Genomic DNA, 20,033 nt, shown 5'->3' with positions numbered 1-20,033 from the left:
CAACACCGTTCGGGGCGCACGGCTGAGCAGCAGTCTTGGAAACAAGACTCACTCCCGCTCAGTCTCTAGGAACGGTTGCGGATCCGTCTCGATGCGGCAACGGCTTGCGGAAGGTCAAGCTCAGGACACGATGTCCTTGCGGGCGAAGCCGCGGAACGCGAGCGCGAACAGCACCACCGCGTACGTCACCGAAACCGCCGCCCCCTTGACCATTCCGCCCCACTCCAGCTGCGGCTGCAGCGCGTCCGCCCACGCGAACTGCCAGTGCGCCGGGAGGAAGTCGCGCCACGATCCGAGCGCGGTCACCGCGTCCAGTACGTTGCCCACGATCGTCAGGCCCACCGCCCCGCCGACCGCGCCCAGCGGCGCGTCCGTCTTCGTCGAGAGCCAGAACGCCAGTGCGGCCGTGACCAGTTGGGAGACGAAGATGAACGCGACGGCGAGCGCGAGCCGCGGCACGGTGTCGCCTGCGGCCAACGCCCCGCCGGTGGGCAGCTTCAGCGGCCCCCACCCGTACGCGACCGTGCCCGCCGCCAGCGCGACCACCGGCAGCAGCACCATCGCCGCCAGGCTGAACCCGAGCGCGACCGTCAGCTTGGAGGCCAGCAGCCGGGCCCGCGGTACGGGCGCGGCGAGCAGATAGCGCAGCGAGGACCAGCTCGCCTCGGACGCCACGGTGTCGCCGCAGAACAGCGCCACCGGCACCACCAGCAGGAAGCCGGCCGAGACGAAGAGGCAGGTGGCGGCGAAGTTGGCGCCGGACGCGGTGGCGGTGTCGATCAGCGTGATCCGCTCGTTGCCGCCGCCGTCCGGCGTCCCGCCGATCGCGAACGCCGCGATGAGGATGAACGGCAGCGCGGCCAGCACCGCCCCCATCACCAGGGTCCGCCGCCTGCGCCACTGCCGCATCGCCTCGACGCGCAGCGGGAGGGTATGGCGGGGGCGGTACCCGGGGGCGGCCGTCAGCGTGCTCATGCGGAGCCTCCGATCAGGGTGAGGAACGCGTCCTCGAGACGGCGGTGCGGTCCGACACCGGTCAACGGCACGTCCAGGCGGACGAGTTCGGCGATCAGTTCGCTCGCGGTCGCGCCGTCGAGCCGTACGAGCAGGCCCTCGTCCGTACGGACCGCCGAGCCCACGCCCTCCAGCGCGGCCACCTTCTCGGCCACCACGTCGGTGACCTCGTCGGCCACCGTGACGAGCAGCATGTCGCCGCCGCCCGTGATCTCCGCGACCGGGCCGGCCTGCACCAGCCGGCCGCGGTCCATGACCACCAGGTGGGTGCAGGTCTGCTCGACCTCCGCGAGGAGGTGGCTGGAGACGATGACGGTCCGGCCCCCGGCCGCGTACCGGATCATCACGTCCCGCATCTCGCGGATCTGCGGCGGGTCGAGGCCGTTGGTCGGTTCGTCGAGGATCAGCAGATCCGGCAGCCCCAGCATGGCCTGCGCGATGGCGAGCCGCTGCCGCATGCCCTGGGAGTACGTACGGACGGCCCGCTCCAGTGCGTCGCCGAGCCCGGCGATCTCCAGGGCTTCCGCCAGGTGGCAGTCCTCGGCGGGGCGGCCGGTGGCCTGCCAGTACAGCTCCAGGTTGGCCCGCCCGGAGAGGTGCGGCAGGAAGCCGGCGCCCTCGACGAAGGAGCCGACCCGCGAGAGGACCGGCGCGCCGGGGCGGATCGCGTGTCCGAAGACGCGGATCTCGCCGCTGTCGGGGGTGATCAGGCCCATCAACATGCGCAGGGTGGTGGTCTTGCCGGCGCCGTTGGGGCCGAGCAGTCCGAGGACCTGGCCCTGTTCGACGCGGAAGGAGAGGTCGCGCACGGCGTACCGGTCGGCGGACTTGGCGTACCGCTTCGTCAGGTCGGTGATCTGCAACGGTACGTCCGCCAGTGCGGCTTCGGGCGCCGGGGCCGTGGTGCGGCGCCGGGCGGTCAGCAGCAGCGCGGCCGCGAGCGCCGCCGCTCCGAGCGGCAGCCCCCAGGTCCACCAGGGCAGTCCGGCTGCGGCGGTCTTCACCCCGTCGGCGGCCGGCACGGCGAGCGGGCTCTCGACGGAGACGGTGTACGTGGCGGGGGCGGCCGGGGACGCGTAGCCGAGGTCGGTCGCGGAGAGGACGAGGCGCAGCCGGTGGCCGGCCTCCACCCCGTGGTCGACGGCCGGGAGGGTCAGCTCGACACTCGTACCCGCTTTCGCGTCCGTCACCCGCACCGGCGCGACGAGCTGGGCGGGCAGCACCTGCTGCCGCCCGTCCGGCGCCACGTCGTACACCTTGCCGAACAGCACCGCGGACCCGTCCGCCGCGGTGGAGCTGACCTTGACCTTCACAGTCGGCGAGCCGGTGATGCGCAGGTCGGTGGCGAGCGGTGCGGAGTCGAAGCGCGCGTACTGGCCGGGGAAGTCGAGGGAGACCCCGACGCCGAGGGAGGAGAACTGGGAGAGGCCGCCGCCGAGGCCGGGCAGGGCCGAGATCGCGGGCGGGGTCGCCCCGGCCGGGTTGCCGAAGGACTGCTCCCGGCCGCTCAGCGCGAACGTCCGGTCGCCGCTGTCCAGACCGGGGTAGCTGCCGCCGGTCGCGCCCCGCAGCTGCGCGGCGCCGTTGGTGGAGTCGACACCTCCGGTCCGGGTGACGCGGAAGGCCGGGCCGGTGTCGACTCCCTTGTCCTGCCGCAGATAGCGGTCGAACCAGGTGGAGATCCGGTTCTCGACCCGTGCGGTCTCACGGTCCCCGCCGTCGTGGCCGCCCGCGATCCAGTCGACGGCGACGGGTGCGCCGTTGGCACGGATAGCCTTCGCCATGGCGTCGGCCTGGCCGAGCGGGAAGAGGGAGTCGGACTGGCCCTGCACGATGAGCGCCGGGACCTTGATCTTGTCGCCGACGGCGGACGGGCTGCGCTTCTCCAGCAGTTCGCGGGCGGCCGCGTCGGGCTGTCCGGCGACGGCGACCCTTTCGTACATCTCGCACAGCCGCTTCTCGAACCGCCCGCAGCCGGTCTGCGTCGGGTCGGCGGGGCGGGCGGGCTCGGCGGGGCCGGCGAGGCCGTTCGCCCCCTGCGCCGAACCCGTGGTGAAGAACAGCCCGGCCCACAGTTTCTTGAAGACGCCGTCCGGGAAGAGCGCGTCGGCCAGGTTCCAGTAGGTGATCTGCGGGGCGATCGCGTCGACCCGCTTGTCGTATCCGGCGGCGAGCAGCGAGACCGCTCCGCCGTACGAGGAGCCGGTGACGCCCACGCGCGGGTCGCCGTCCGCGTCGAGCTCCACCTCGGGGCGCCCGGCGAGCCAGTCGATCAGCCGCGACACGTCCTTGACCTCGTGGTCCGGGTCGTTGATGCCGATCCGCCCGCCGGACTTGCCGAAGCCGCGGGCCGACCAGGTGAGTACGGCGTATCCCTCGCGCGCCAGCTTCTCCGCCTGCGCCCCGACGTCGTCCTTGCTGCCGCCGAAGCCGTGGCCGATCAGTACGGCGGGCCGCCGCACGGACCCGCCGGCCGTGAAGTACGAGGTGTCGATCCCCGCCCCCGGCATCTCCATCACTCGGTCCACGCGCCGCACGGCGGGCTCGCCGTCGGACGCGGCGGCGGTCCAGGTGCCGGCTCCCGCGAGGACGGCGAGGGCAGCCGCACCGGCGAGGATGCGCCTGCGGCGCCGGGGAAGTCGGATCTCCATGACCCAAACCCTAAGCGCCGATTCCGTCCGCCTAAGCTGCCCACAGGCGGAGGTCCGCGTCTCCGCAAGGAGTACGCGGACCATCCGGCGTACACCAGACGCGGTACAACCCTGCCCCGGAGAGGCGACCCCATGGAGATCCGACGCGCGACGACCGTGGTCGAGTTGGGCGCCGCGCAGCATCTGTTCGACGGCCCGGTACGACAGGCGTGGGCCGAGCGTTTCCTCGCCTCCCCCGGGCATGTGATGCTCATCGCTTACGTCGACGGGTTCCCGGCCGGAATGGTCTCCGGCATCGAGATGTGCCACCCGGACAAGGGCACGGAGATGTGCCTGTACGAGCTGGGGGTGGACGAGGCATACCGGCGGCGCGGCATCGGCCGCGCGCTGACCGAAGCGCTGGCGGCGCTCGCGCGGGAACGGGACTGCTACGACCTGTGGGTGGGCGTGGAGACGGACAACGAGCCGGCGCTGGCGACCTACCGGTCGGCCGGCGCCGAGGACGACGGGGTGTTCGCCATGCTCAGCTGGCCGTTCAAGGAGTCGGGCGGAGCGCGGTGACCACCCAGTGGGCTGCGGTCAGCCGTACGCCGCTGGCCGTCTCGTACGTACGGAACGCCTCCACCGCCGCCTCCCGCGCCCGCGCCTCGGCCGCGGGATCCGCGTCCCGTAGCCAGTGCTGCATCGGCCCCCAGCCGAACAGGAATCCGGTGGCGTCCTCGGCGTCCTTGCCCCACTCGTGAGGCAGTTCGACGCCGCTCACCACCACCTCTCGGAATCCGGCATCGGTCAGCACCCGCGCCGTGTGCTCCGGGTCGGCGAGGGAGAGCGAGCCGGGGCCCGCGTCCGCGGACGGCTGGGGCAGCTGCACATGGCGGGCGACCGCGGCGAACACGGTGGCCTGCTCGCTCCCGCTGAAGTCCTGCGGGCAGATGAACGCGAGCCGGCCGCCGGGCCGCAGCGCGCGCCCGATGTTGGCGAAGGCGGCGACGGGGTCAGCGAAGAACATCACCCCGAAGCGGCTGACCGCCACATCGAAGGCTCCGGAGTCGAAGGCGTACACCTGGGCATCGCCCTGGGCGAAGCCGACGTTGTCCAGCCGCTCCGCCTGCGCGCTGACGCGCGCCCGCTCCAGCATCGGCGCCGACAGATCGACGCCGAGGGCGTATGCGCCCGCCCGGGCGGCGAGCCGGGTGATCCGTCCGTTGCCGCAGCCGATGTCGAGGACGCGGTCGGTCCCGGTGATCCGCGCCGCCTCGAGCAGCGGTTCGTTGGCGGCGTCGTTCAGCGCGTCGTAGCGGCGTTGGCGTTCGGCCCAGTGCCTTCCCTCGTAGCCGTTCCATGCTTCGGCCTGTGCGGAGTTGTCGGGTGACGTCATGTACTCCATGGTGCCGTGGGGGCTGCCGTTCGACTGGCTGGAACCCGCCGGTAACGACATCTTGTGGGTCCCGTCACCGCACGAGACCCTTTCCTGCACTTCAGCACCACCTCCGCCACTCCGCACCCAGGCAACCTGTACGTGCCCGAGATCCGGTCAACGAAAGGTCAGGTGCACGAGATGAGATTTACTGCCCGCCGCATCGGGGCGCTCATACCCACGGTCCTCATCGCGGCAGGTCTCCAGTTCGCCGGTACGACGTCCGCCCAGGGCGCTCCGACCGGCGATCTCCGTCTCGCCCCCACAGCAACTGCCATACAGAACCGCTGGATTGTCGTCCTCAAGGACGGCACGACGACCGCCACCACCACCGCCCTCGCCGACCGGTCCGGCGGCGCGGTCGACCACATCTTCCGCAGCGCACTCAAGGGCTTCTCCGCCAAGATGTCCAAGGCGCAGGCCACGAAGCTCGCCACCGACCCGCGGGTCGCGTATGTCGAGCAGGACGCCGTCGTGGAGATCAACGACACGCAATCGAACGCCACTTGGGGCCTCGACCGGGTCGACCAGCGCAATCTGCCGCTGTCCGGCACCTACACGTACAACACCGCCGCGTCGAACGTCTCCGCGTACATCGTCGACACCGGTATCCGCATCTCGCACACCGAGTTCGGCGGCCGCGCCCGGCTCGGCACCGACACCGTCGGGGACGGCCAGAACGGCAACGACTGCCACGGCCACGGCACGCATGTCGCGGGCACGGTCGGCGGCAAGACGTACGGCGTCGCCAAGGGCGTCAAGCTCGTCGCGGTACGGGTCCTCAACTGCACGGGGTCCGGCACCAATGCCGGGGTCATCGCCGGCGTGGACTGGGTGACGGCCAACGCCGTCAAGCCGGCCGTCGCCAACATGAGCCTGGGCGGCGGCGCCAACACCACCCTCGACAACGCGGTGAAGCGGTCCATCGCCTCGGGCGTCAGTTACGCCATCGCGGCCGGGAACGGCAACATCCTCGGCTGGCCCGCCAACGCGTGCAACCACTCCCCCGCCCGCGTCCCCGAGGCGATCACGGTCGGCGCCACGGACAGCAGCGACCGCCGCGCGTCGTTCTCGAACTACGGCACCTGCCTGGACCTGTTCGCACCGGGCGTGAACGTCACGTCGGCCTGGAAGGACAACGACACCGCCACCAACACCATCTCCGGCACCTCGATGGCCACCCCGCACACGGCGGGCGTCGCGGCGCTGTATCTCGCGAACAACCCGTCGGCGACCCCGGCCCAGGTCAGGAACGCTCTGGTGAACAACGCGACGAGCGGCAAGGTCCAGGACCCGCGCACCGGATCCCCGAACAAGCTGCTGCACTCGCTCTTCTGACCGGACCCACCGCAAGACGGGCGGGCCCGGGTGCACGCGCACCCGGGCCCGCCCGCCGTGTCACTGACGCGTCGTCACTGATGCGTCAGTGATTGCGCGGGAAGCCCAGGTCCACGCCGGCGGGGGCGTCGGCCGGGTCCGGCCAGCGGGTGGTGACGACCTTGCCGCGGGTGTAGAAGTGCACGCCGTCGTTGCCGTAGATGTGGTGGTCGCCGAAGAGCGAGTCCTTCCAGCCGCCGAAGGAGTGGTAGCCCACCGGCACCGGGATCGGGACGTTCACGCCGACCATGCCGGCCTGGATCTCCAGCTGGAAGCGGCGGGCGGCGCCGCCGTCGCGGGTGAAGACGGCGGTGCCGTTGCCGAACGGGGACGCGTTGATCAGCTCGACGCCGTCCTCGTACGTCTCGGTGCGCAGGACGCACAGCACCGGGCCGAAGATCTCGTCGCGGTAGGCGTCGGAATCGGTGGAGACGTGGTCCAGCAGCGACAGGCCGATCCAGTGGCCGTCCTCGAAGCCTTCGACGGTGTGTCCGGTGCCGTCGAGGACGACGTCCGCACCCTGGGCGGACGCGCCCGTGACGTACGAGGCGACCTTGTCCCGGTGCGCCTTGGTGATCAGCGGGCCCATCTCGGACGTCGGGTCGTTGCCCGGGCCGATCTTGATCTTCTCCGCGCGCTCGCGGATCTTCTGGACGAGTTCGTCACCGATGGCGCCGACCGCGACGACCGCGGAGATCGCCATGCAGCGCTCACCGGCCGAGCCGTACGCGGCGGAGACGGCCGCGTCGGCGGCGGCGTCCAGGTCGGCGTCCGGGAGGACCAGCATGTGGTTCTTGGCTCCGCCGAGCGCCTGGACGCGCTTGCCGTTGGCGGAGGCGGTGGTGTGGATGTACCGGGCGATCGGGGTGGAGCCGACGAACGAGACCGCCGAGACGTCCGGGTGCGCGAGCAGCGCGTCGACCGCGACCTTGTCGCCGTGGACGACGTTCAGCACACCGTCCGGCAGGCCCGCCTCGGACGCCAGCTCGGCGAGCTTCACCGACGCCGACGGGTCCTTCTCGCTGGGCTTGAGGACGAAGGTGTTGCCGCAGGCGATCGCCAGCGGGAACATCCACATCGGCACCATGGCCGGGAAGTTGAACGGGGTGATGCCCGCGACCACACCGAGCGGCTGGCGGATCGCGGCGACGTCCACGCGGTTGGAGACGGACGTGGACAGCTCGCCCTTGAGCTGCGTGGTGATTCCGCACGCCAGCTCGACGATCTCCAGACCGCGGGCGACCTCGCCCAGCGCGTCCGAGTGCACCTTGCCGTGCTCGGCGGTGATCAGCGCGGCGATGTCGTCCCGGTGCGAGTCGAGCAGCGCGCGGTACGCGAAGAGGACCTTGGTGCGGGCGGCGAGCGAGGACTGCCCCCACGTCTCGAACGCGGCCTTGGCCACGGATACGGCGGTGTCCACCTCCTCCACCGAGGCGAGCGCGACCTGGGTGGTGACCTCGCCGGTCGCCGGGTCGGTGACCGGGCCGTAGTTGCCCGACGCGCCCTCGACGGTCTTGCCACCGATCCAGTGGTTGACGGTCTTCATTTCGAACTCCTTCACAGATGGCGACGTCGCGCTGCGGCTTGACGGTCGTACTCCTCGCGGGCCAGGACCGCCGACGGGCGGGTCGCGGTCTCGGCCACGGGAACATCCCACCACGCCTGGGCGGCGGGCGCGCCGGACACAGTGTCGGGCATTTCGGTCTCCACGTAGACACATGTGGGCCGGTCCGCCGCGCGCGCCTCGGCGAGGGCTTCGCGCAGGTCACGCACGGTCTTGGCGCGGATGACACGCATGCCGAGGGAGGCCGCGTTGGCGGCCAGGTCGACCGGGAGCGGATCACCGGTGTACATGCCGTCGGCCGCCCGGAAGCGGTAGGCCGTACCGAAGCGCTCGGCGCCGACGGACTCCGACAGGCCGCCGATGGAGGCGTACCCGTGGTTTTGCAGGATGACCACCTTGACCGGAATGTTCTCCTGCACTGCGGTAACGATTTCGGTGGGATTCATCAGATACGTACCATCGCCGACCAGGGCCCACACCGGGCGTCCGGGGGCCGCGAGCCCGACGCCGATCGCGGCCGGGATCTCGTAGCCCATGCAGGAGAAGCCGTACTCGACGTGGTACTGCCGCGGTGAGCGGGCCCGCCACAGCTTGTGCAGGTCGCCGGGGAGCGAGCCGGCCGCGTTGATGACGATGTCCTCGTCGGTGACCAGAGCGTCGAGCGCGCCGAGGACCTGGGTCTGGGTGGGGCGTACCTCGTCGTTCTCGGCGGCGTACGCGGCATCGACCCGAGCCTCCCAGCGCGCCTTCGCCTCCCGGTACCCGGCCTCGTACTGGGAGGGGACCCGGTAGTCGTGGTCCGGGCCGCCGTCGAGGTACCCGAGGAGGTGCTCGAGCGCCTCCCTCGCATCTGCGACCAGCGGCATCGCGGCGAGCTTGTGGGCGTCGAAGCCGGTGATGTTGATGTTGAGGAAGCGGACGCCGGGGTTGGCGAAGAGCGTGCCCGACGCGGTGGTGAAGTCGGAGTAGCGGGTGCCGATGCCGATCACCAGGTCGGCAGTGCGGGCGAGTTCGTCGGCGGTGGCGGTTCCGGTGTGGCCGATGCCGCCCACGTCGGCCGGGTGGTCGTACGGAAGAGAGCCCTTGCCGGCCTGCGTGGAGGCGACGGGAATGCCGGTCCTCGCGGCGAAGGCGCGGAGCGCGGTTTCGGCGCCACTGTGGTGGACACCCCCACCCGCGATGATCAGAGGGCGGACGGCTTGCCTGATCGCCCGTCGCGCGGCCTCGAGCTCTTCCTCATCGGGCTGCGGCCGGCGTACATGCCAGGCGCGGTCCGCGAAGAACTCCTCCGGCCAGTCGTACGCCTCCGCCTGGACGTCCTGCGGCAGCGCGAGGGTGACCGCGCCCGTCTCGGCGGGGTCGGAGAGGACCCGCATCGCGTTGAGGGCGGCCGGGATCAGGGCCTCGGGGCGGGTGATGCGGTCGAAATACTTCGAGACCGGGCGCAGGCAGTCGTTGACGGAGACGTCACCCGCGTACGGGACTTCGAGCTGCTGGAGCACCGGGTCGGCCGGGCGGGTCGCGAAGATGTCGCCGGGGAGCAGCAGGACGGGCAGGTGGTTGACGGTGGCGAGGGCGGCGCCGGTGACCAGGTTGGTGGCGCCGGGTCCGATGGAGGTGGTCACGGCGTGTGCGGAGAGCCGGCCGCACTGGCGGGCGTATCCGACGGCCGCGTGCACCATGGCCTGTTCGTTGCGGCCCTGGAGGTACGGCATGTCTGCGGCGGATTCGAGCAGCGCCTGGCCGATGCCGGCGACATTGCCGTGGCCGAAGATCCCCCAGGTGGCACCGATCAGCCGGTGGCGCTGCCCGTCGCGCTCGGTGTACTGGCGGGCCAGGAAGGCGATCAGGGCCTGGGCGGTGGTGAGGCGGCGAGTGCGAGTGCTCATCGGAGGTCCTCGGGTCCGTGTCCGTAGAAGGGCAGCCGTGCGTCGACCGGCTGCGACGGCCAGGTGGAGCGGATCCAGCCGTGGTCGGGGTGGTCGCGAATCAGCCACTCACGCTTCGCCCCGGGTCCCGCCATGACGTTGAGGTAGTACATGTCGTGGCCGGGCGAGGCGATGGACGGGCCGTGCCAGCCGTCCGGGATGAGCACGACGTCACCGGTGCGCACCTCGGTCAGGATGTCCGTCTTCCCGTGCGGGGACGGGGAGACGCGCTGGTAGCCGAGGCCGGGGGTGCCGTCGTGGGCCGCGATCTCGTAGTAGTAGATCTCCTCGAGCTCGGACTCCTCGCCGGGGACCTGCTCGTCGTGCTTGTGCGGCGGGTACGAGGACCAGTTGCCGCCGGGGGTCAGGACCTCGACCGCGATCAGCCGGTCGCACGCGAACACGCCGGCCGCGGCGAAGTTGTTCACCTGGCGGGAGCAGCTGCCGGTGCCGCGCAGTTCGACGGGAACCTCCGGCGCCGGGCCGTAGCGGGCGGGGAGTCGTCGCTCGCACTTCGCCCCTGCCAAGGCGAACCGGCCCCCCGCGCCGGAGGCGATCTGGGCGTGGGCGTCGCGCGGCACGTACGCGAAGTCGCTGACGCCGGTGAACACGTCCGGCCTGCCCCGCAGTTCGAAGACCTCGCCGTCCAGGAGGACCGTACAGCCGCCGCTGAGCGGCAGCACGATCCACTCGCTGTCCCCCGCAGCGAGGGAGTGCGAGGCGCCGGGCGCCAGTTCCAGCACGCGCAGCGCGGTGTACTGCTGCCGGTGCTCATCGGGACCACTCACTGGATCACCCATCGTCGTCGCTTCTCCCCTCACAGCAGTCCTACCGCGGTGTCGACCGCGCCCGCCACATCGCCATCAGCCGGATAGAGCAGCGAGCGGCCCACCACCAGCCCCTGGACGGTGGGCAGTTGCAACGCCTTGCGCCACTTCTCGTACGCGGCGTGCTGATCGTCTCCGACCTCGCCGCCCAGCAGGACGGCGGGCAGGGTGGACGTCTCCATCACGCGTGCCATGTCGTCCGGGTTCGCGGTGACCGGGACTTTCAGCCAGGTGTACGCGGATGTGCCCGCCAGCCCCGAGGCGATCGCGATGGACTTGGTGACGGCCTCCGCGCTCAGGTCGTTGACCAGCTTCCCGCCGACGCGGCGCGAGAGAAACGGCTCGACGAAGACCGGCAGCCGGTGCTCTGCCATCTCATCGATGGCGCGGGCCGTGGAGTGCAGGGTCCGCAGTGATCCGGCGTCGTCGTAGTCGATGCGCAGGAGCAGTTTGCCGGCGTCGAAGCCGAGGCGGGCGAGGTCTTGCGCGCGATGGCCGGTGAAGCGGTCGTCGAGCTCGAAGGCGGCTCCGGCGAGGCCGCCGCGGTTCATCGAGCCGACGACGACCTTGCCCTCCAGGGCGCCGAGGAGGAGCAGGTCGTCGAGGATGTCGGCGGTGGCGAGGACGCCGTCGACGCCGGGGCGCGACAGCGCCAGGCAGAGCCGCTCCAGCAGATCGGGGCGGTTGGCCATGGCGAACTCGCGGCCGCCCACGCCGAGGGCGCCGCGGGCGGGATGGTCGGCAGCGATGATCATCAGCCGTCCGCGCTCCCCGAGCAGGGGCCGCCGCCTGCGCCGCCCGGCGGCTTCGCCGATGGCCTCGGGATGCCGTGCCCGCAGGCGCACGAGTTCGCAAACGCGGACAGCCGCGGGGCCCGCCCCCGAGCCCTGCGCCCCAGACCCCGGCCCCGCCGGGCCGGGAGCCCCGGACGGGCCGGCGCCTGCGCGTGGGAGCCGTGCGGTCGGCATGCCCGCCTTGGGGAGGCCCGCGGCCGCGGCGGCGCCTGCGTGTGGAAGATCTGCTCCCCCACCGGCACCCGCCTGCGGGAGCCGCGCGGCCGGGCCGGCGAGTGGGATGGCTGCGGCCGGGGTGCCCGGCGCCGCCGAGGGGCCGGCGGTGGGGCCCCGGTCTCGTGGGGTGGCGTGGTTCACGATGCCGCCTCGCCGCCCGCGAGGACCCGGTCGACCTCGGCGGGGAACGGCATCGCCGAGGCGCAGGCAAGGCGGGAGGCGACGATCGCGCCGGCGGCGTTCGCGTACCGCATCGTGTGCTCCAGTTCCCAGCCGGCCAGCAGTCCGTGGCAGAGCGCCCCGCCGAACGCGTCCCCGGCGCCGAGGCCGTTGAGGACTTCCACGGGTACGGGTGGGACCTCGGCGGTGGTGCCGTCGCGGTGGACGGCGAGGACGCCCTTGGGGCCCTGCTTCACGACGGCGAGTTCGACGCCCGCGTCCAGCAGGGCGCGGGCGGCGGCGTGCGGCTCGCGCTCACCGGTGGCGACCTCGCACTCGTCGACGTTGCCGACGGCGACGGTGGCGTGCCCCAGCGCCTCCGCATAGTACGGACGGGCCTCGCCGGGATCGCTCCAGAACATCGGCCGCCAGTCGAGGTCGAAGACCGTGATCCCGGGCGCGGTGCCGGACCCCGGGCCGCCGCCGCCTGCGGCAGGGCGGAGAGCCGACGGGCCGGGCTCGCCGGGACGCGGGGACGGGGACGGAGTCGGAGGCGGCGCGTCGCCGCGGGCCGCGAGCGCGGCCAGGGTCGCCGTGCGGCTGGGTTCGGCGCACAGGCCCGTGCCCGTCATCCAGAAGGTACGGGCCGCCCGGATCGCGTCCAGGTCCAGCTCGCTCTCGTGGATCTCCAGGTCCGGCGCCTTCGGCAGCCGGTAGAAGTACAGCGGAAAGTCGTCCGGCGGGAAGACCTCGCAGAAGGTCACGGGCGTGGGGTACCGCGCAACCTCCGTCACCCAGCGGTCGTCGACCCCGAAGGACCGCAATTCCTGGTGGAGATACGCGCCGAAGGGGTCCGCGCCCGTACGCGTCACGACCGCCGTCCGGCGGCCCAGCCGGGCGGCCGCGACCGCGACATTCGTCGCCGAGCCGCCGAGGAACTTCCCGAACGAGTCGACCTGCGCCAGCGGGACTCCGGCCTGCAACGGATAGAGGTCAACGCCGATCCGGCCCATCGTGATCAGGTCGTACGCACTCATACGTGTCCCTCCGGGTCGACGGCTGTTCCAGGTCTAGTCGTCCCCGTGGAACCCTGTCAACAATTTGTCCTTACATTCGGACCAATCCTTGACACCCTTCTCCCGGGGCCGGAAAGCTGACGCCCATGACCTCTTCCGTGCCCGCGCTCAGCCGTATCCGGATCGGTTCGGCCCCCGACTCCTGGGGGGTGTGGTTCCCCGACGATCCGCAGCAGGTCTCGTGGAACCGTTTCCTCGACGAGGTCGCACAGGCCGGCTACTCCTGGATCGAGCTCGGCCCGTACGGCTATCTGCCCACCGACCCCGCCAGGCTCACCGACGAGACGCAGCGGCGCGGCCTGAAGGTCTCGGCCGGGACCGTCTTCACCGCACTCCACCACGGGGCGGCCGTCTGGGAGTCGACCTGGGCGCACGTGTCACGCATCGCCGCGCTCACCCGGGCGATGGGCGCCAAACACCTGGTCGTCATCCCGTCCTTCTGGCGGGACGACAAGACCGGCCAGGTACTGGAGAACCGCACCCTCACCCCCGCGCAGTGGCGTGAACTCACCACCCAGACCGAGCGGCTGGGCCGCGAGGTGCGGGAGCGGTACGGCCTGAAGACCGTCGTCCACCCGCACGCGGACACCCACATCGACAGCGAGGAGAACGTCGCCCGCTTTCTCGACGCGACCGACTCCGACCTGGTCTCGCTCTGCCTGGACACCGGCCACTACGCGTACTGCGGCGGCGACAGCGTCAAGCTCATCGAGACCTACGGCGAACGGATCGGCTACCTGCACCTCAAGCAGGTGGACCCGCGGATCCTGGCCGAAGTGGTGGCGGGCGGAGTGCCGTTCGGCCCGGCCGTCGCGCGGGGGGTGATGTGCGAGCCGCCCACCGGCGTGCCGGCCCTGGAGCCCGTACTGGCCGCCGCCCAGAAGCTGGACGTCGACCTCTTCGCCATCGTCGAACAGGACATGTACCCCTGTCCGCCCGACAAGCCGCTCCCGATCGCCCAGCGCACCCGCGCCTTCCTCCGCTCCTGCGGCGCCTAGGTCCTGTCCGGCCGACCATGCCGGGCTCGCGCGCCCTGGTGCCGCACCTCGCCGCGTTGTCGTCAGTCGCCAGGGCTCCGCCATGGCTCCTTCCTCCGCCTTGCGATGCACGGCACCAGACCCCGCTCCCTGATCCGGCCTGATCGACCGGACAGGACCTAGGAGATACGACCATGAACCGGCCTCTGGGCATCGCCGTCATCGGTACGGGGAAGATGGGCGCGGACCATGTCCGCAGGATCGACCGGGCCGTCAGCGGGGCGCGCGTCGTGGCGGTCGCCGACCTCGACGCGGAGCGGGTGAAGGACCTGGCCTCGCGGATCGAGGGCTGTACCGCATACACGGACCCGGTCGCGGCGATGGCGGCGCCGGGCGTGGACGCGGTACTGATCGCCTCCCCCGGCCCCGCCCATGAGGCGGCGCTGCTGGAGGCGTTCGCGCGGGATCTGCCCGTGCTGTGCGAGAAGCCGCTGACGCCGGACTCGGCAAGTGCCCTGCGCGTACTGGAGGCCGAACAGCGGCTGGGCCACCGCCGGGTCCAGGTCGGCTTCATGCGCCGGTACGACGCCGAGTACCTGCGCCTCAAATCGCTTCTGGACAGCGGTGAGTTCGGCAGGCCGCTGTTTCTGCACTGCCGGCACCGCAATGCGTCCTCCCCGTCGTTCTTCACCACCCGGATGCTGATCAACGACTCCGTGGTGCACGAGGTGGACGCCGCCCGCTGGCTGCTCGCCCAGGAGATCACCGCCGTATCCGTGCTTCGGCCCATGCCGTCCTCAGCCGCGCCCGAGGGGCTGCGGGACCCCCAGCTGGTCCTGCTGGAGACCTCGGGCGGCGCGATCGTGGACGTCGAGATCTTCGTCAACTGCGGCTTCGGATACCAGGTGCAGTGCGAGGCGGTCTGCGAGGCGGGCAGCGCACGCATCGGGGACGGCCACGCGATGGTCACCCAGGCGGCCGGCCGGTGGGGCGGGGAGATCCCGCAGGACTATGTGGTGCGGTTCGCCGACGCGTACGACCGGCAGGTGCAGCGCTGGGTGGACGCGACCCGGCAGGGCCGCGTCGAAGGGCCGAGCAGCTGGGACGGGTACGCGGCGGCCGCGGTCTGCGAGGCGGGCGTACGGGCGCAGGAAACCGGCGCGCGCGCATCCGTCGAACTGATCGGACTACCTGCCCTGTACCGGTGAGGCGGATGGGTAGCGGTAGTACCGGTGGTTCCCGCTCGTGTCACACATGTCCCGGTTACTCGGTTCTTCCGTCACAGCCGGTCGACAGGCCCTCCCCCGCCCACCGTGCGCGTCGTTCACGGGTCGCAGGCTTAGTGATCGTCAGCGTCCGTGCCCCAGCTCCCCCGACGGCCCCCCGGCTGCCGCTGCGGTGCGGACAGGGAGGTGCCACAGATGACCGACCGAAGGCTCTGGTCCTACAAGGACATCGCCGCGCACATCCGGGTGCAGCCGGACACCGTCCGCTCGTACCGCAAGCACGGCCTGCTCCCGCCGCCGGACCACGTCGAGGGCGGCAAGCCCTACTGGTACGCCGACACCATCCGCACCTGGGTGGCCCGCCGCCCCGGCAACCGGGGCAGACGCGAGGACTGAGCCGTCACAGGACTGAGCCGTCAATCGGTTGGGCCGCCCGTGGCTCGATGATCGTGACTCCCGCAGCCGGCGCCGCCGTGCCCATCGCGGCGAGCGCCGCCGGGGCGGCCTCCAGCGCGATGGTCGCGGTGACCAGGAGGTCCGGCCGGAGTACGCCGGCCCGCACCATCTCCATCATCGCCGGGTAGGCGTGGGCGGCCATGCCGTGGCTGCCGAGGATCTCCAGCTCCCAGCCGATCACCCGCTCCATCGGCACGGCGGGGTCGCCCGCGGCCGAGGGCAGCAGGCCGACCTGGACATGGCGGCCGCGCCTGCGCAGTCCGGCCACCGAGGCGGCGCAGGTGGCCCGTGAACCCAGCGCGTCCAGGGAGAGATGGGCCCCGCCGCCGGTCAGTTCCCGGACCGCCTGGGCGGTGCCGCCGGGCACCGCCGAGGCGTCGACGCACTCCGCCGCGCCGAACTTCCGTGCCAGGTCCAGCGCCCCGGGCGCGATGTCGACCGCGACGACCCGCGCGCCGCACGCGGCCGCGATCATGACGGCGGACAGCCCGACCCCGCCGCAGCCGTGTACGGCGACCCATTCTCCGGGGGCCACCCGCCCCTGGGCCACCACTGCGCGGAAGGCGGTCGCGAAGCGGCAGCCGAGTCCGGCGGCTGTCGTGAACGACAGCTCGCCGGGCACCGCCACCAGGTTCACGTCCGCGTTCTCCAGTGCCGCATACTCGGCGAAGGAGCCCCAGTGCGTGAAGCCGGGCTGGGTCTGCCGCTCGCACACCTGCTGGTCACCGGCCGCGCAGGCGGCACAGCGCCCACAGGCGCAGACGAAGGGCACGGTGACCCGGTCCCCGGGCCGCCAGTTGGCGACCCCGGCGCCCACCGCCTCGACCACCCCGGCGAGTTCGTGTCCCGGCACGTGCGGCAGGGTGATGTCCGGGTCGTGGCCCACCCAGCCGTGCCAGTCGCTACGGCACAGCCCGGTGGCCTCGACGCGGACCACCACGCCGTGGGGCGAAGGTTCCGGATCCGGCACCTGCCGGACCTCGGCCCGCTGCCCGTACTGCTCGAACACCACCGCGCGCATCGAACCAGCCTTCCAGTCGGCTCCCCGGCACGCTAGGGGGTGTCCGCCGCGACCTTGTCCCGCTCCGGGACGGCCGGAGCTGCCGCAGCGGTGGGAACGGCCGGCTCCCCCTCGCTCAGGCGTTACCACCGTGTTGTCGTACGGTCTGCTGATCGTGGCTCTTGTGTACGGGAAGGGAGGTTGAGGTATGGCGGAGGCTGGGGAGTCCGAGGCTCGTTCCCTTCCGGGGGAACACCACGGATCACGACGGCGGTGCCGCCACCCCACCGGGTGCCGGCCGGGCAGACGTCCGTACCGCCTGAGGACTCACGGGAGACAGAAGCGACGCCACGACCTCAAAAACTCGCATCGATACCCCCTAGGGGTATAGTCTGGTGTACGCCAGGAGACAGCGGGGGTACCCGATGCCTCCTGATGCCCCAGACGCGCATGCCTTGATGAGGAGAACGACATGACCGCCGAGACCCAAAGCCCCCAGACGGCCGGCTCCTGCTGCTCCACCACCGGTTCCTGCCACGACACCGCGGCCGAGGTCCAGGTGGGTACCGTCACGACCGTCTACCGGGTCACGGGCATGACCTGCGGCCACTGCGAAGGCGCCGTCTCCGCCGAGATCTCCGAGATCCCCGGCGTCGCCTCGGTGAAGGCGGTGGCCTCCACCGGCCAGGTGACCGTGATCTCCGCGACCCCGCTCACCGAGGACGCCGTGCGCGCCGCGGTCGACGAGGCGGGCTACGAGCTCGTCGGGCAGGCCTGAGTTCCCTCTCTCCTCCGCCGGGCCGTCACCGACCAGCTGATACTGGATCCGTACGGCCCGGCCCTCCCTTCTGGAGCCGGAATGACCAGCACCGTTCATGAGGCGACCGCCGATGAGGCACGCGCCTCCGAGGCAGCCACCCCCGAGGCGCAAATAGCGGACACCTCCCAGGTCGAGCTCTCCATCGGCGGGATGACCTGCGCCTCCTGCGCCGCCCGCGTCGAGAAGAAGCTCAACCGCATGGCCGGGGTCACCGCCACGGTGAACTTCGCCACCGAGCGCGCCCGCGTCTCGTACCCGGACGGGATCGAGGTCGCCGACCTCATCGCCACCGTCGAGAAGACCGGCTACACCGCCGAGGAACCCCCGCCCCCCGCGCCGGAGCCGGCCGCGCAGGAGAGCGCCCCGGCCGGGCGCGATCCGGAGACCACCTCGCTGCGGCAGCGGCTGCTCGGCTCGCTCACCCTCTCCGTGCCGGTCGTCCTGATGGCGATGATCCCTGCCCTCCAGTTCGACAACTGGCAGTGGCTCTCGCTGACGCTCGCCGCCCCGGTCGTGGTCTGGGGCGCGTACCCCTTCCACCGGGCCGCCTGGACCAACGCCCGGCACGGCGCCGCCACCATGGACACCCTCGTCTCGGTCGGCACACTGGCGGCCTTCGGCTGGTCGCTGTGGGCGCTCTTCTTCGGGCACGCCGGGATGCCGGACATGCGGCACACCTTCGACTTCAGCGTCTCCCGCACCGACGGCTCTTCGGCGATCTACCTCGAAGTGGCAGCAGGCGTGGTGACGTTCATCCTGCTCGGCCGCTATCTGGAAGCGAAGTCCAAGCGCAAGGCGGGCGCCGCGCTCCGCGCGCTGCTGGAGCTGGGCGCCAAGGACGTCGCCGTGCTGCGCGACGGCAGCGAGGTCCGCGTCCCGCTCGCGCAGCTGGCCGTCGGTGACCGGTTCGTCGTACGTCCCGGCGAGAAGGTCGCCACGGACGGCACGGTCCGCGAGGGCCACTCGGCAGTGGACGCCTCGATGCTGACCGGCGAGTCCGTACCGGTGGACGTGAGCGTGGGCGACACCGTCGCCGGCGCGACCGTCAACGTGTCCGGCCGGCTGGTCGTCGAGGCGGCCCGGGTGGGCGCCGACACCCAGCTGGCCCGGATGGCGAGGCTGGTCGAGAACGCGCAGAACGGCAAGGCCGACGTACAGCGCCTCGCCGACCGGATCTCGGCGGTCTTCGTACCGGTCGTGCTGGTCGTCGCGCTCGGCACCCTGGTCACCTGGCTGCTGCTGACCGGCGACGCGACCGCCGCGTTCACCGCCGCCGTGGCCGTACTGATCATCGCGTGCCCCTGCGCGCTGGGCCTTGCCACGCCGACCGCCCTCATGGTCGGTACGGGACGCGGCGCCCAGCTCGGCATCCTGATCAAGGGCCCGGAGGTACTGGAGTCCACCCGCCGCGTGGACACCGTCGTCCTGGACAAGACCGGCACGGTGACCACCGGCCGGATGACCCTGCAGGACGTCTTCGCCGCCGACGGCGTGGACGAGCAGGAGCTGCTGCGGCTGGCGGGAGCGCTGGAGCACGCCTCCGAGCACCCCGTCGCCCGGGCCGTCGCGGCCGGCGCGGCCGACCGTGCGGGCACCCTGCCCGAGCCCGAGGGCTTCGAGAACGTCGCGGGGCTCGGAGTGCAGGGCGTCGTCGAGGGCCACGCGGTGGTCGTCGGCCGCGAGAAGCTCCTCGCCCAGTGGGCGATCGAGCTGCCGGACGCGCTCGCCGCGGCCAAGGCCGCCGCCGAGGCGGAGGGCCGTACGGCCGTAGCCGTGGCCTGGGACGGCGAGGCCCGCGGGGTCCTCACGGTCGCCGACGCGATCAAGGAGACCAGCGCCGAGGCCGTCGAGCGGCTGCGCGCTCTGGGCCTCACCCCGGTCCTGCTGACCGGCGACAACCGGCTGGTCGCCGAGTCGGTGGCGCGCACGGTCGGGATCGACGAGGTGCACGCGGAAGTCCTGCCGCAGGACAAGGTCGCCGTGGTCGAGCGGTTGCAGGGCGAGGGCCGCAGCGTGGCGATGGTCGGGGACGGCGTGAACGACGCGGCCGCGCTCGCCACCGCCGATCTGGGCCTGGCGATGGGCACGGGCACGGACGCGGCCATCGAGGCGGGCGATCTGACGCTCGTACGCGGGGATCTGCGGGTGGCGGCCGACGCGATCCGGCTCTCCCGCCGCACTCTGGCCACCATCAAGGGCAATCTGTTCTGGGCCTTCGGCTACAACGTCGCGGCCCTGCCGCTCGCCGCGGCCGGTCTGCTCAACCCGATGATCGCCGGGGCCGCGATGGCCTTCTCCTCGGTCTTCGTGGTGACCAACAGCCTTCGCCTCAGGTCCTTCACATAGCGACTGCAATATCCACACCTCAGGGCCCCGATCGCCATATCGGGGCCCTTGCGCTGTTACCCGGACATATGCAAGAGACGTAGATCACAGCAATCCGAACGTAACCATAGGCGGGGTTCGCGAGTCTAAGAGGCGATGCCAGAGACGTCTTGGGGGACGTTTCACTGGATGTCTTGGGGGACGTC

The 20,033-nt window shown here is 71.8% G+C and carries 16 protein-coding genes; 7 read left to right on the top strand and 9 right to left on the bottom strand.

The window, feature by feature from the left end; translation table 11 throughout:
* Window positions 1-120 precede the first annotated feature (120 nt).
* Window positions 121-975, bottom strand: a complete 855-nt coding sequence (locus tag NLX86_RS16410; RefSeq protein WP_254372441.1) for an ABC transporter permease — start codon at window positions 973-975, stop codon at window positions 121-123.
* The gene (locus NLX86_RS16405) at window positions 972-3,665 is read right to left on the bottom strand and encodes an alpha/beta fold hydrolase (protein ID WP_254372440.1); all 2,694 of its coding nucleotides are present in this window, start codon (window positions 3,663-3,665) and stop codon (window positions 972-974) included. The genes NLX86_RS16410 and NLX86_RS16405 overlap by 4 nt, the downstream gene beginning before the upstream one ends.
* Window positions 3,666-3,797: 132 nt before the next feature.
* On the opposite strand from NLX86_RS16405, the gene NLX86_RS16400 reads away from it, so the two are divergent.
* Window positions 3,798-4,226 carry a GNAT family N-acetyltransferase gene (locus NLX86_RS16400; protein WP_254372439.1) on the top strand — a complete coding sequence of 143 codons (429 nt, stop codon included), beginning with the start codon at window positions 3,798-3,800 and terminating at the stop codon, window positions 4,224-4,226.
* Here the strand turns inward: NLX86_RS16400 and NLX86_RS16395 are convergent.
* Entirely contained in the window at window positions 4,201-5,043 is an 843-nt protein-coding gene (locus tag NLX86_RS16395) for a class I SAM-dependent methyltransferase (protein ID WP_254372438.1), read from the bottom strand. The two genes, NLX86_RS16400 and NLX86_RS16395, sit on opposite strands and share 26 nt — an antisense overlap.
* A gap of 180 nt (window positions 5,044-5,223) precedes the next feature.
* On the opposite strand from NLX86_RS16395, the gene NLX86_RS16390 reads away from it, so the two are divergent.
* On the top strand, window positions 5,224-6,420 hold the full coding sequence (locus NLX86_RS16390; protein ID WP_302061385.1) for a S8 family peptidase: 1,197 nt from the start codon (window positions 5,224-5,226) through the stop codon (window positions 6,418-6,420).
* A gap of 85 nt (window positions 6,421-6,505) precedes the next feature.
* Here NLX86_RS16390 and NLX86_RS16385 read toward each other — a convergent pair whose 3' ends face one another.
* From NLX86_RS16385 to iolC, 5 genes are all read right to left on the bottom strand, one after another.
* Window positions 6,506-8,005 carry a CoA-acylating methylmalonate-semialdehyde dehydrogenase gene (locus NLX86_RS16385; protein WP_254372436.1) on the bottom strand — a complete coding sequence of 500 codons (1,500 nt, stop codon included), beginning with the start codon at window positions 8,003-8,005 and terminating at the stop codon, window positions 6,506-6,508.
* 11 nt (window positions 8,006-8,016) lie between these two features.
* Window positions 8,017-9,912, bottom strand: a complete 1,896-nt coding sequence (iolD, locus tag NLX86_RS16380; protein ID WP_254372435.1) for a 3D-(3,5/4)-trihydroxycyclohexane-1,2-dione acylhydrolase (decyclizing) — start codon at window positions 9,910-9,912, stop codon at window positions 8,017-8,019.
* Entirely contained in the window at window positions 9,909-10,751 is an 843-nt protein-coding gene (gene iolB / locus NLX86_RS16375; protein ID WP_374213891.1) for a 5-deoxy-glucuronate isomerase, read from the bottom strand. Before iolB ends, iolD begins: the two co-directional genes overlap by 4 nt.
* A 17-nt stretch (window positions 10,752-10,768) precedes the next feature.
* Complete coding sequence (locus NLX86_RS16370) at window positions 10,769-11,746, bottom strand: deoxyribose-phosphate aldolase (RefSeq protein ID WP_254372452.1); 978 nt, start codon at window positions 11,744-11,746, stop codon at window positions 10,769-10,771.
* Window positions 11,747-11,925: 179 nt separating this feature from the next.
* Window positions 11,926-12,984 carry a 5-dehydro-2-deoxygluconokinase gene (gene iolC, locus NLX86_RS16365; protein WP_254372433.1) on the bottom strand — a complete coding sequence of 353 codons (1,059 nt, stop codon included), beginning with the start codon at window positions 12,982-12,984 and terminating at the stop codon, window positions 11,926-11,928.
* A 125-nt stretch (window positions 12,985-13,109) separates the two neighbouring features.
* On the opposite strand from iolC, the gene NLX86_RS16360 reads away from it, so the two are divergent.
* The 3 genes from NLX86_RS16360 (at window position 13,110) to NLX86_RS16350 (ending at window position 15,622) form a co-directional block, all read left to right on the top strand.
* Window positions 13,110-14,021 (top strand): sugar phosphate isomerase/epimerase, encoded by a 912-nt coding sequence (locus tag NLX86_RS16360; RefSeq protein WP_254372432.1) that lies wholly within the window; start codon window positions 13,110-13,112, stop codon window positions 14,019-14,021.
* A gap of 173 nt (window positions 14,022-14,194) precedes the next feature.
* Entirely contained in the window at window positions 14,195-15,208 is a 1,014-nt protein-coding gene (locus NLX86_RS16355) for a Gfo/Idh/MocA family protein (RefSeq protein ID WP_254372431.1), read from the top strand.
* A gap of 213 nt (window positions 15,209-15,421) precedes the next feature.
* Window positions 15,422-15,622, top strand: a complete 201-nt coding sequence (locus tag NLX86_RS16350) for an AlpA family transcriptional regulator (RefSeq protein WP_254372430.1) — start codon at window positions 15,422-15,424, stop codon at window positions 15,620-15,622.
* Window positions 15,623-15,626: 4 nt separating this feature from the next.
* Here NLX86_RS16350 and NLX86_RS16345 read toward each other — a convergent pair whose 3' ends face one another.
* The gene (locus tag NLX86_RS16345) at window positions 15,627-16,703 is read right to left on the bottom strand and encodes a zinc-dependent alcohol dehydrogenase family protein (RefSeq protein WP_254372429.1); all 1,077 of its coding nucleotides are present in this window, start codon (window positions 16,701-16,703) and stop codon (window positions 15,627-15,629) included.
* Between the two features lie 451 nt (window positions 16,704-17,154).
* Here NLX86_RS16345 and NLX86_RS16340 point away from each other — a divergent pair, with 451 nt between their 5' ends.
* Together NLX86_RS16340 and NLX86_RS16335 are read left to right on the top strand one after the other, a co-directional pair.
* Window positions 17,155-17,460, top strand: coding sequence for a heavy-metal-associated domain-containing protein (locus tag NLX86_RS16340; protein ID WP_254372428.1), 306 nt, complete (start codon window positions 17,155-17,157; stop codon window positions 17,458-17,460).
* Between the two features lie 81 nt (window positions 17,461-17,541).
* Window positions 17,542-19,848, top strand: coding sequence for a cation-translocating P-type ATPase (locus NLX86_RS16335; protein ID WP_302061384.1), 2,307 nt, complete (start codon window positions 17,542-17,544; stop codon window positions 19,846-19,848).
* Window positions 19,849-20,033 lie beyond the last annotated feature (185 nt).

This window comes from Streptomyces sp. A3M-1-3, assembly GCF_024213665.1.
In the GTDB taxonomy this organism is placed as follows: domain Bacteria; phylum Actinomycetota; class Actinomycetes; order Streptomycetales; family Streptomycetaceae; genus Streptomyces.
The sequence above is the reverse complement of the archived record's forward strand: the minus strand, read 5'-3'. Positions and strand labels throughout refer to the sequence as shown.

What these genes read in the sequence shown, in the direction of transcription:
- NLX86_RS16410 (WP_254372441.1), bottom strand. Translation starts at nt 975, where the DNA reads ATGAGCACGCTGACGGCCGCCCCCGGGTACCGCCCCCGCCATACCCTC.
- NLX86_RS16405 (WP_254372440.1), bottom strand. Translation starts at nt 3,665, where the DNA reads ATGGAGATCCGACTTCCCCGGCGCCGCAGGCGCATCCTCGCCGGTGCG.
- NLX86_RS16400 (WP_254372439.1), top strand. Translation starts at nt 3,798, where the DNA reads ATGGAGATCCGACGCGCGACGACCGTGGTCGAGTTGGGCGCCGCGCAG.
- NLX86_RS16395 (WP_254372438.1), bottom strand. Translation starts at nt 5,043, where the DNA reads ATGACGTCACCCGACAACTCCGCACAGGCCGAAGCATGGAACGGCTAC.
- NLX86_RS16390 (WP_302061385.1), top strand. Translation starts at nt 5,224, where the DNA reads ATGAGATTTACTGCCCGCCGCATCGGGGCGCTCATACCCACGGTCCTC.
- NLX86_RS16385 (WP_254372436.1), bottom strand. Translation starts at nt 8,005, where the DNA reads ATGAAGACCGTCAACCACTGGATCGGTGGCAAGACCGTCGAGGGCGCG.
- iolD (WP_254372435.1), bottom strand. Translation starts at nt 9,912, where the DNA reads ATGAGCACTCGCACTCGCCGCCTCACCACCGCCCAGGCCCTGATCGCC.
- iolB (WP_374213891.1), bottom strand. Translation starts at nt 10,751, where the DNA reads ATGGGTGATCCAGTGAGTGGTCCCGATGAGCACCGGCAGCAGTACACC.
- NLX86_RS16370 (WP_254372452.1), bottom strand. Translation starts at nt 11,746, where the DNA reads ATGCCGACCGCACGGCTCCCACGCGCAGGCGCCGGCCCGTCCGGGGCT.
- iolC (WP_254372433.1), bottom strand. Translation starts at nt 12,984, where the DNA reads ATGAGTGCGTACGACCTGATCACGATGGGCCGGATCGGCGTTGACCTC.
- NLX86_RS16360 (WP_254372432.1), top strand. Translation starts at nt 13,110, where the DNA reads ATGACCTCTTCCGTGCCCGCGCTCAGCCGTATCCGGATCGGTTCGGCC.
- NLX86_RS16355 (WP_254372431.1), top strand. Translation starts at nt 14,195, where the DNA reads ATGAACCGGCCTCTGGGCATCGCCGTCATCGGTACGGGGAAGATGGGC.
- NLX86_RS16350 (WP_254372430.1), top strand. Translation starts at nt 15,422, where the DNA reads ATGACCGACCGAAGGCTCTGGTCCTACAAGGACATCGCCGCGCACATC.
- NLX86_RS16345 (WP_254372429.1), bottom strand. Translation starts at nt 16,703, where the DNA reads ATGCGCGCGGTGGTGTTCGAGCAGTACGGGCAGCGGGCCGAGGTCCGG.
- NLX86_RS16340 (WP_254372428.1), top strand. Translation starts at nt 17,155, where the DNA reads ATGACCGCCGAGACCCAAAGCCCCCAGACGGCCGGCTCCTGCTGCTCC.
- NLX86_RS16335 (WP_302061384.1), top strand. Translation starts at nt 17,542, where the DNA reads ATGACCAGCACCGTTCATGAGGCGACCGCCGATGAGGCACGCGCCTCC.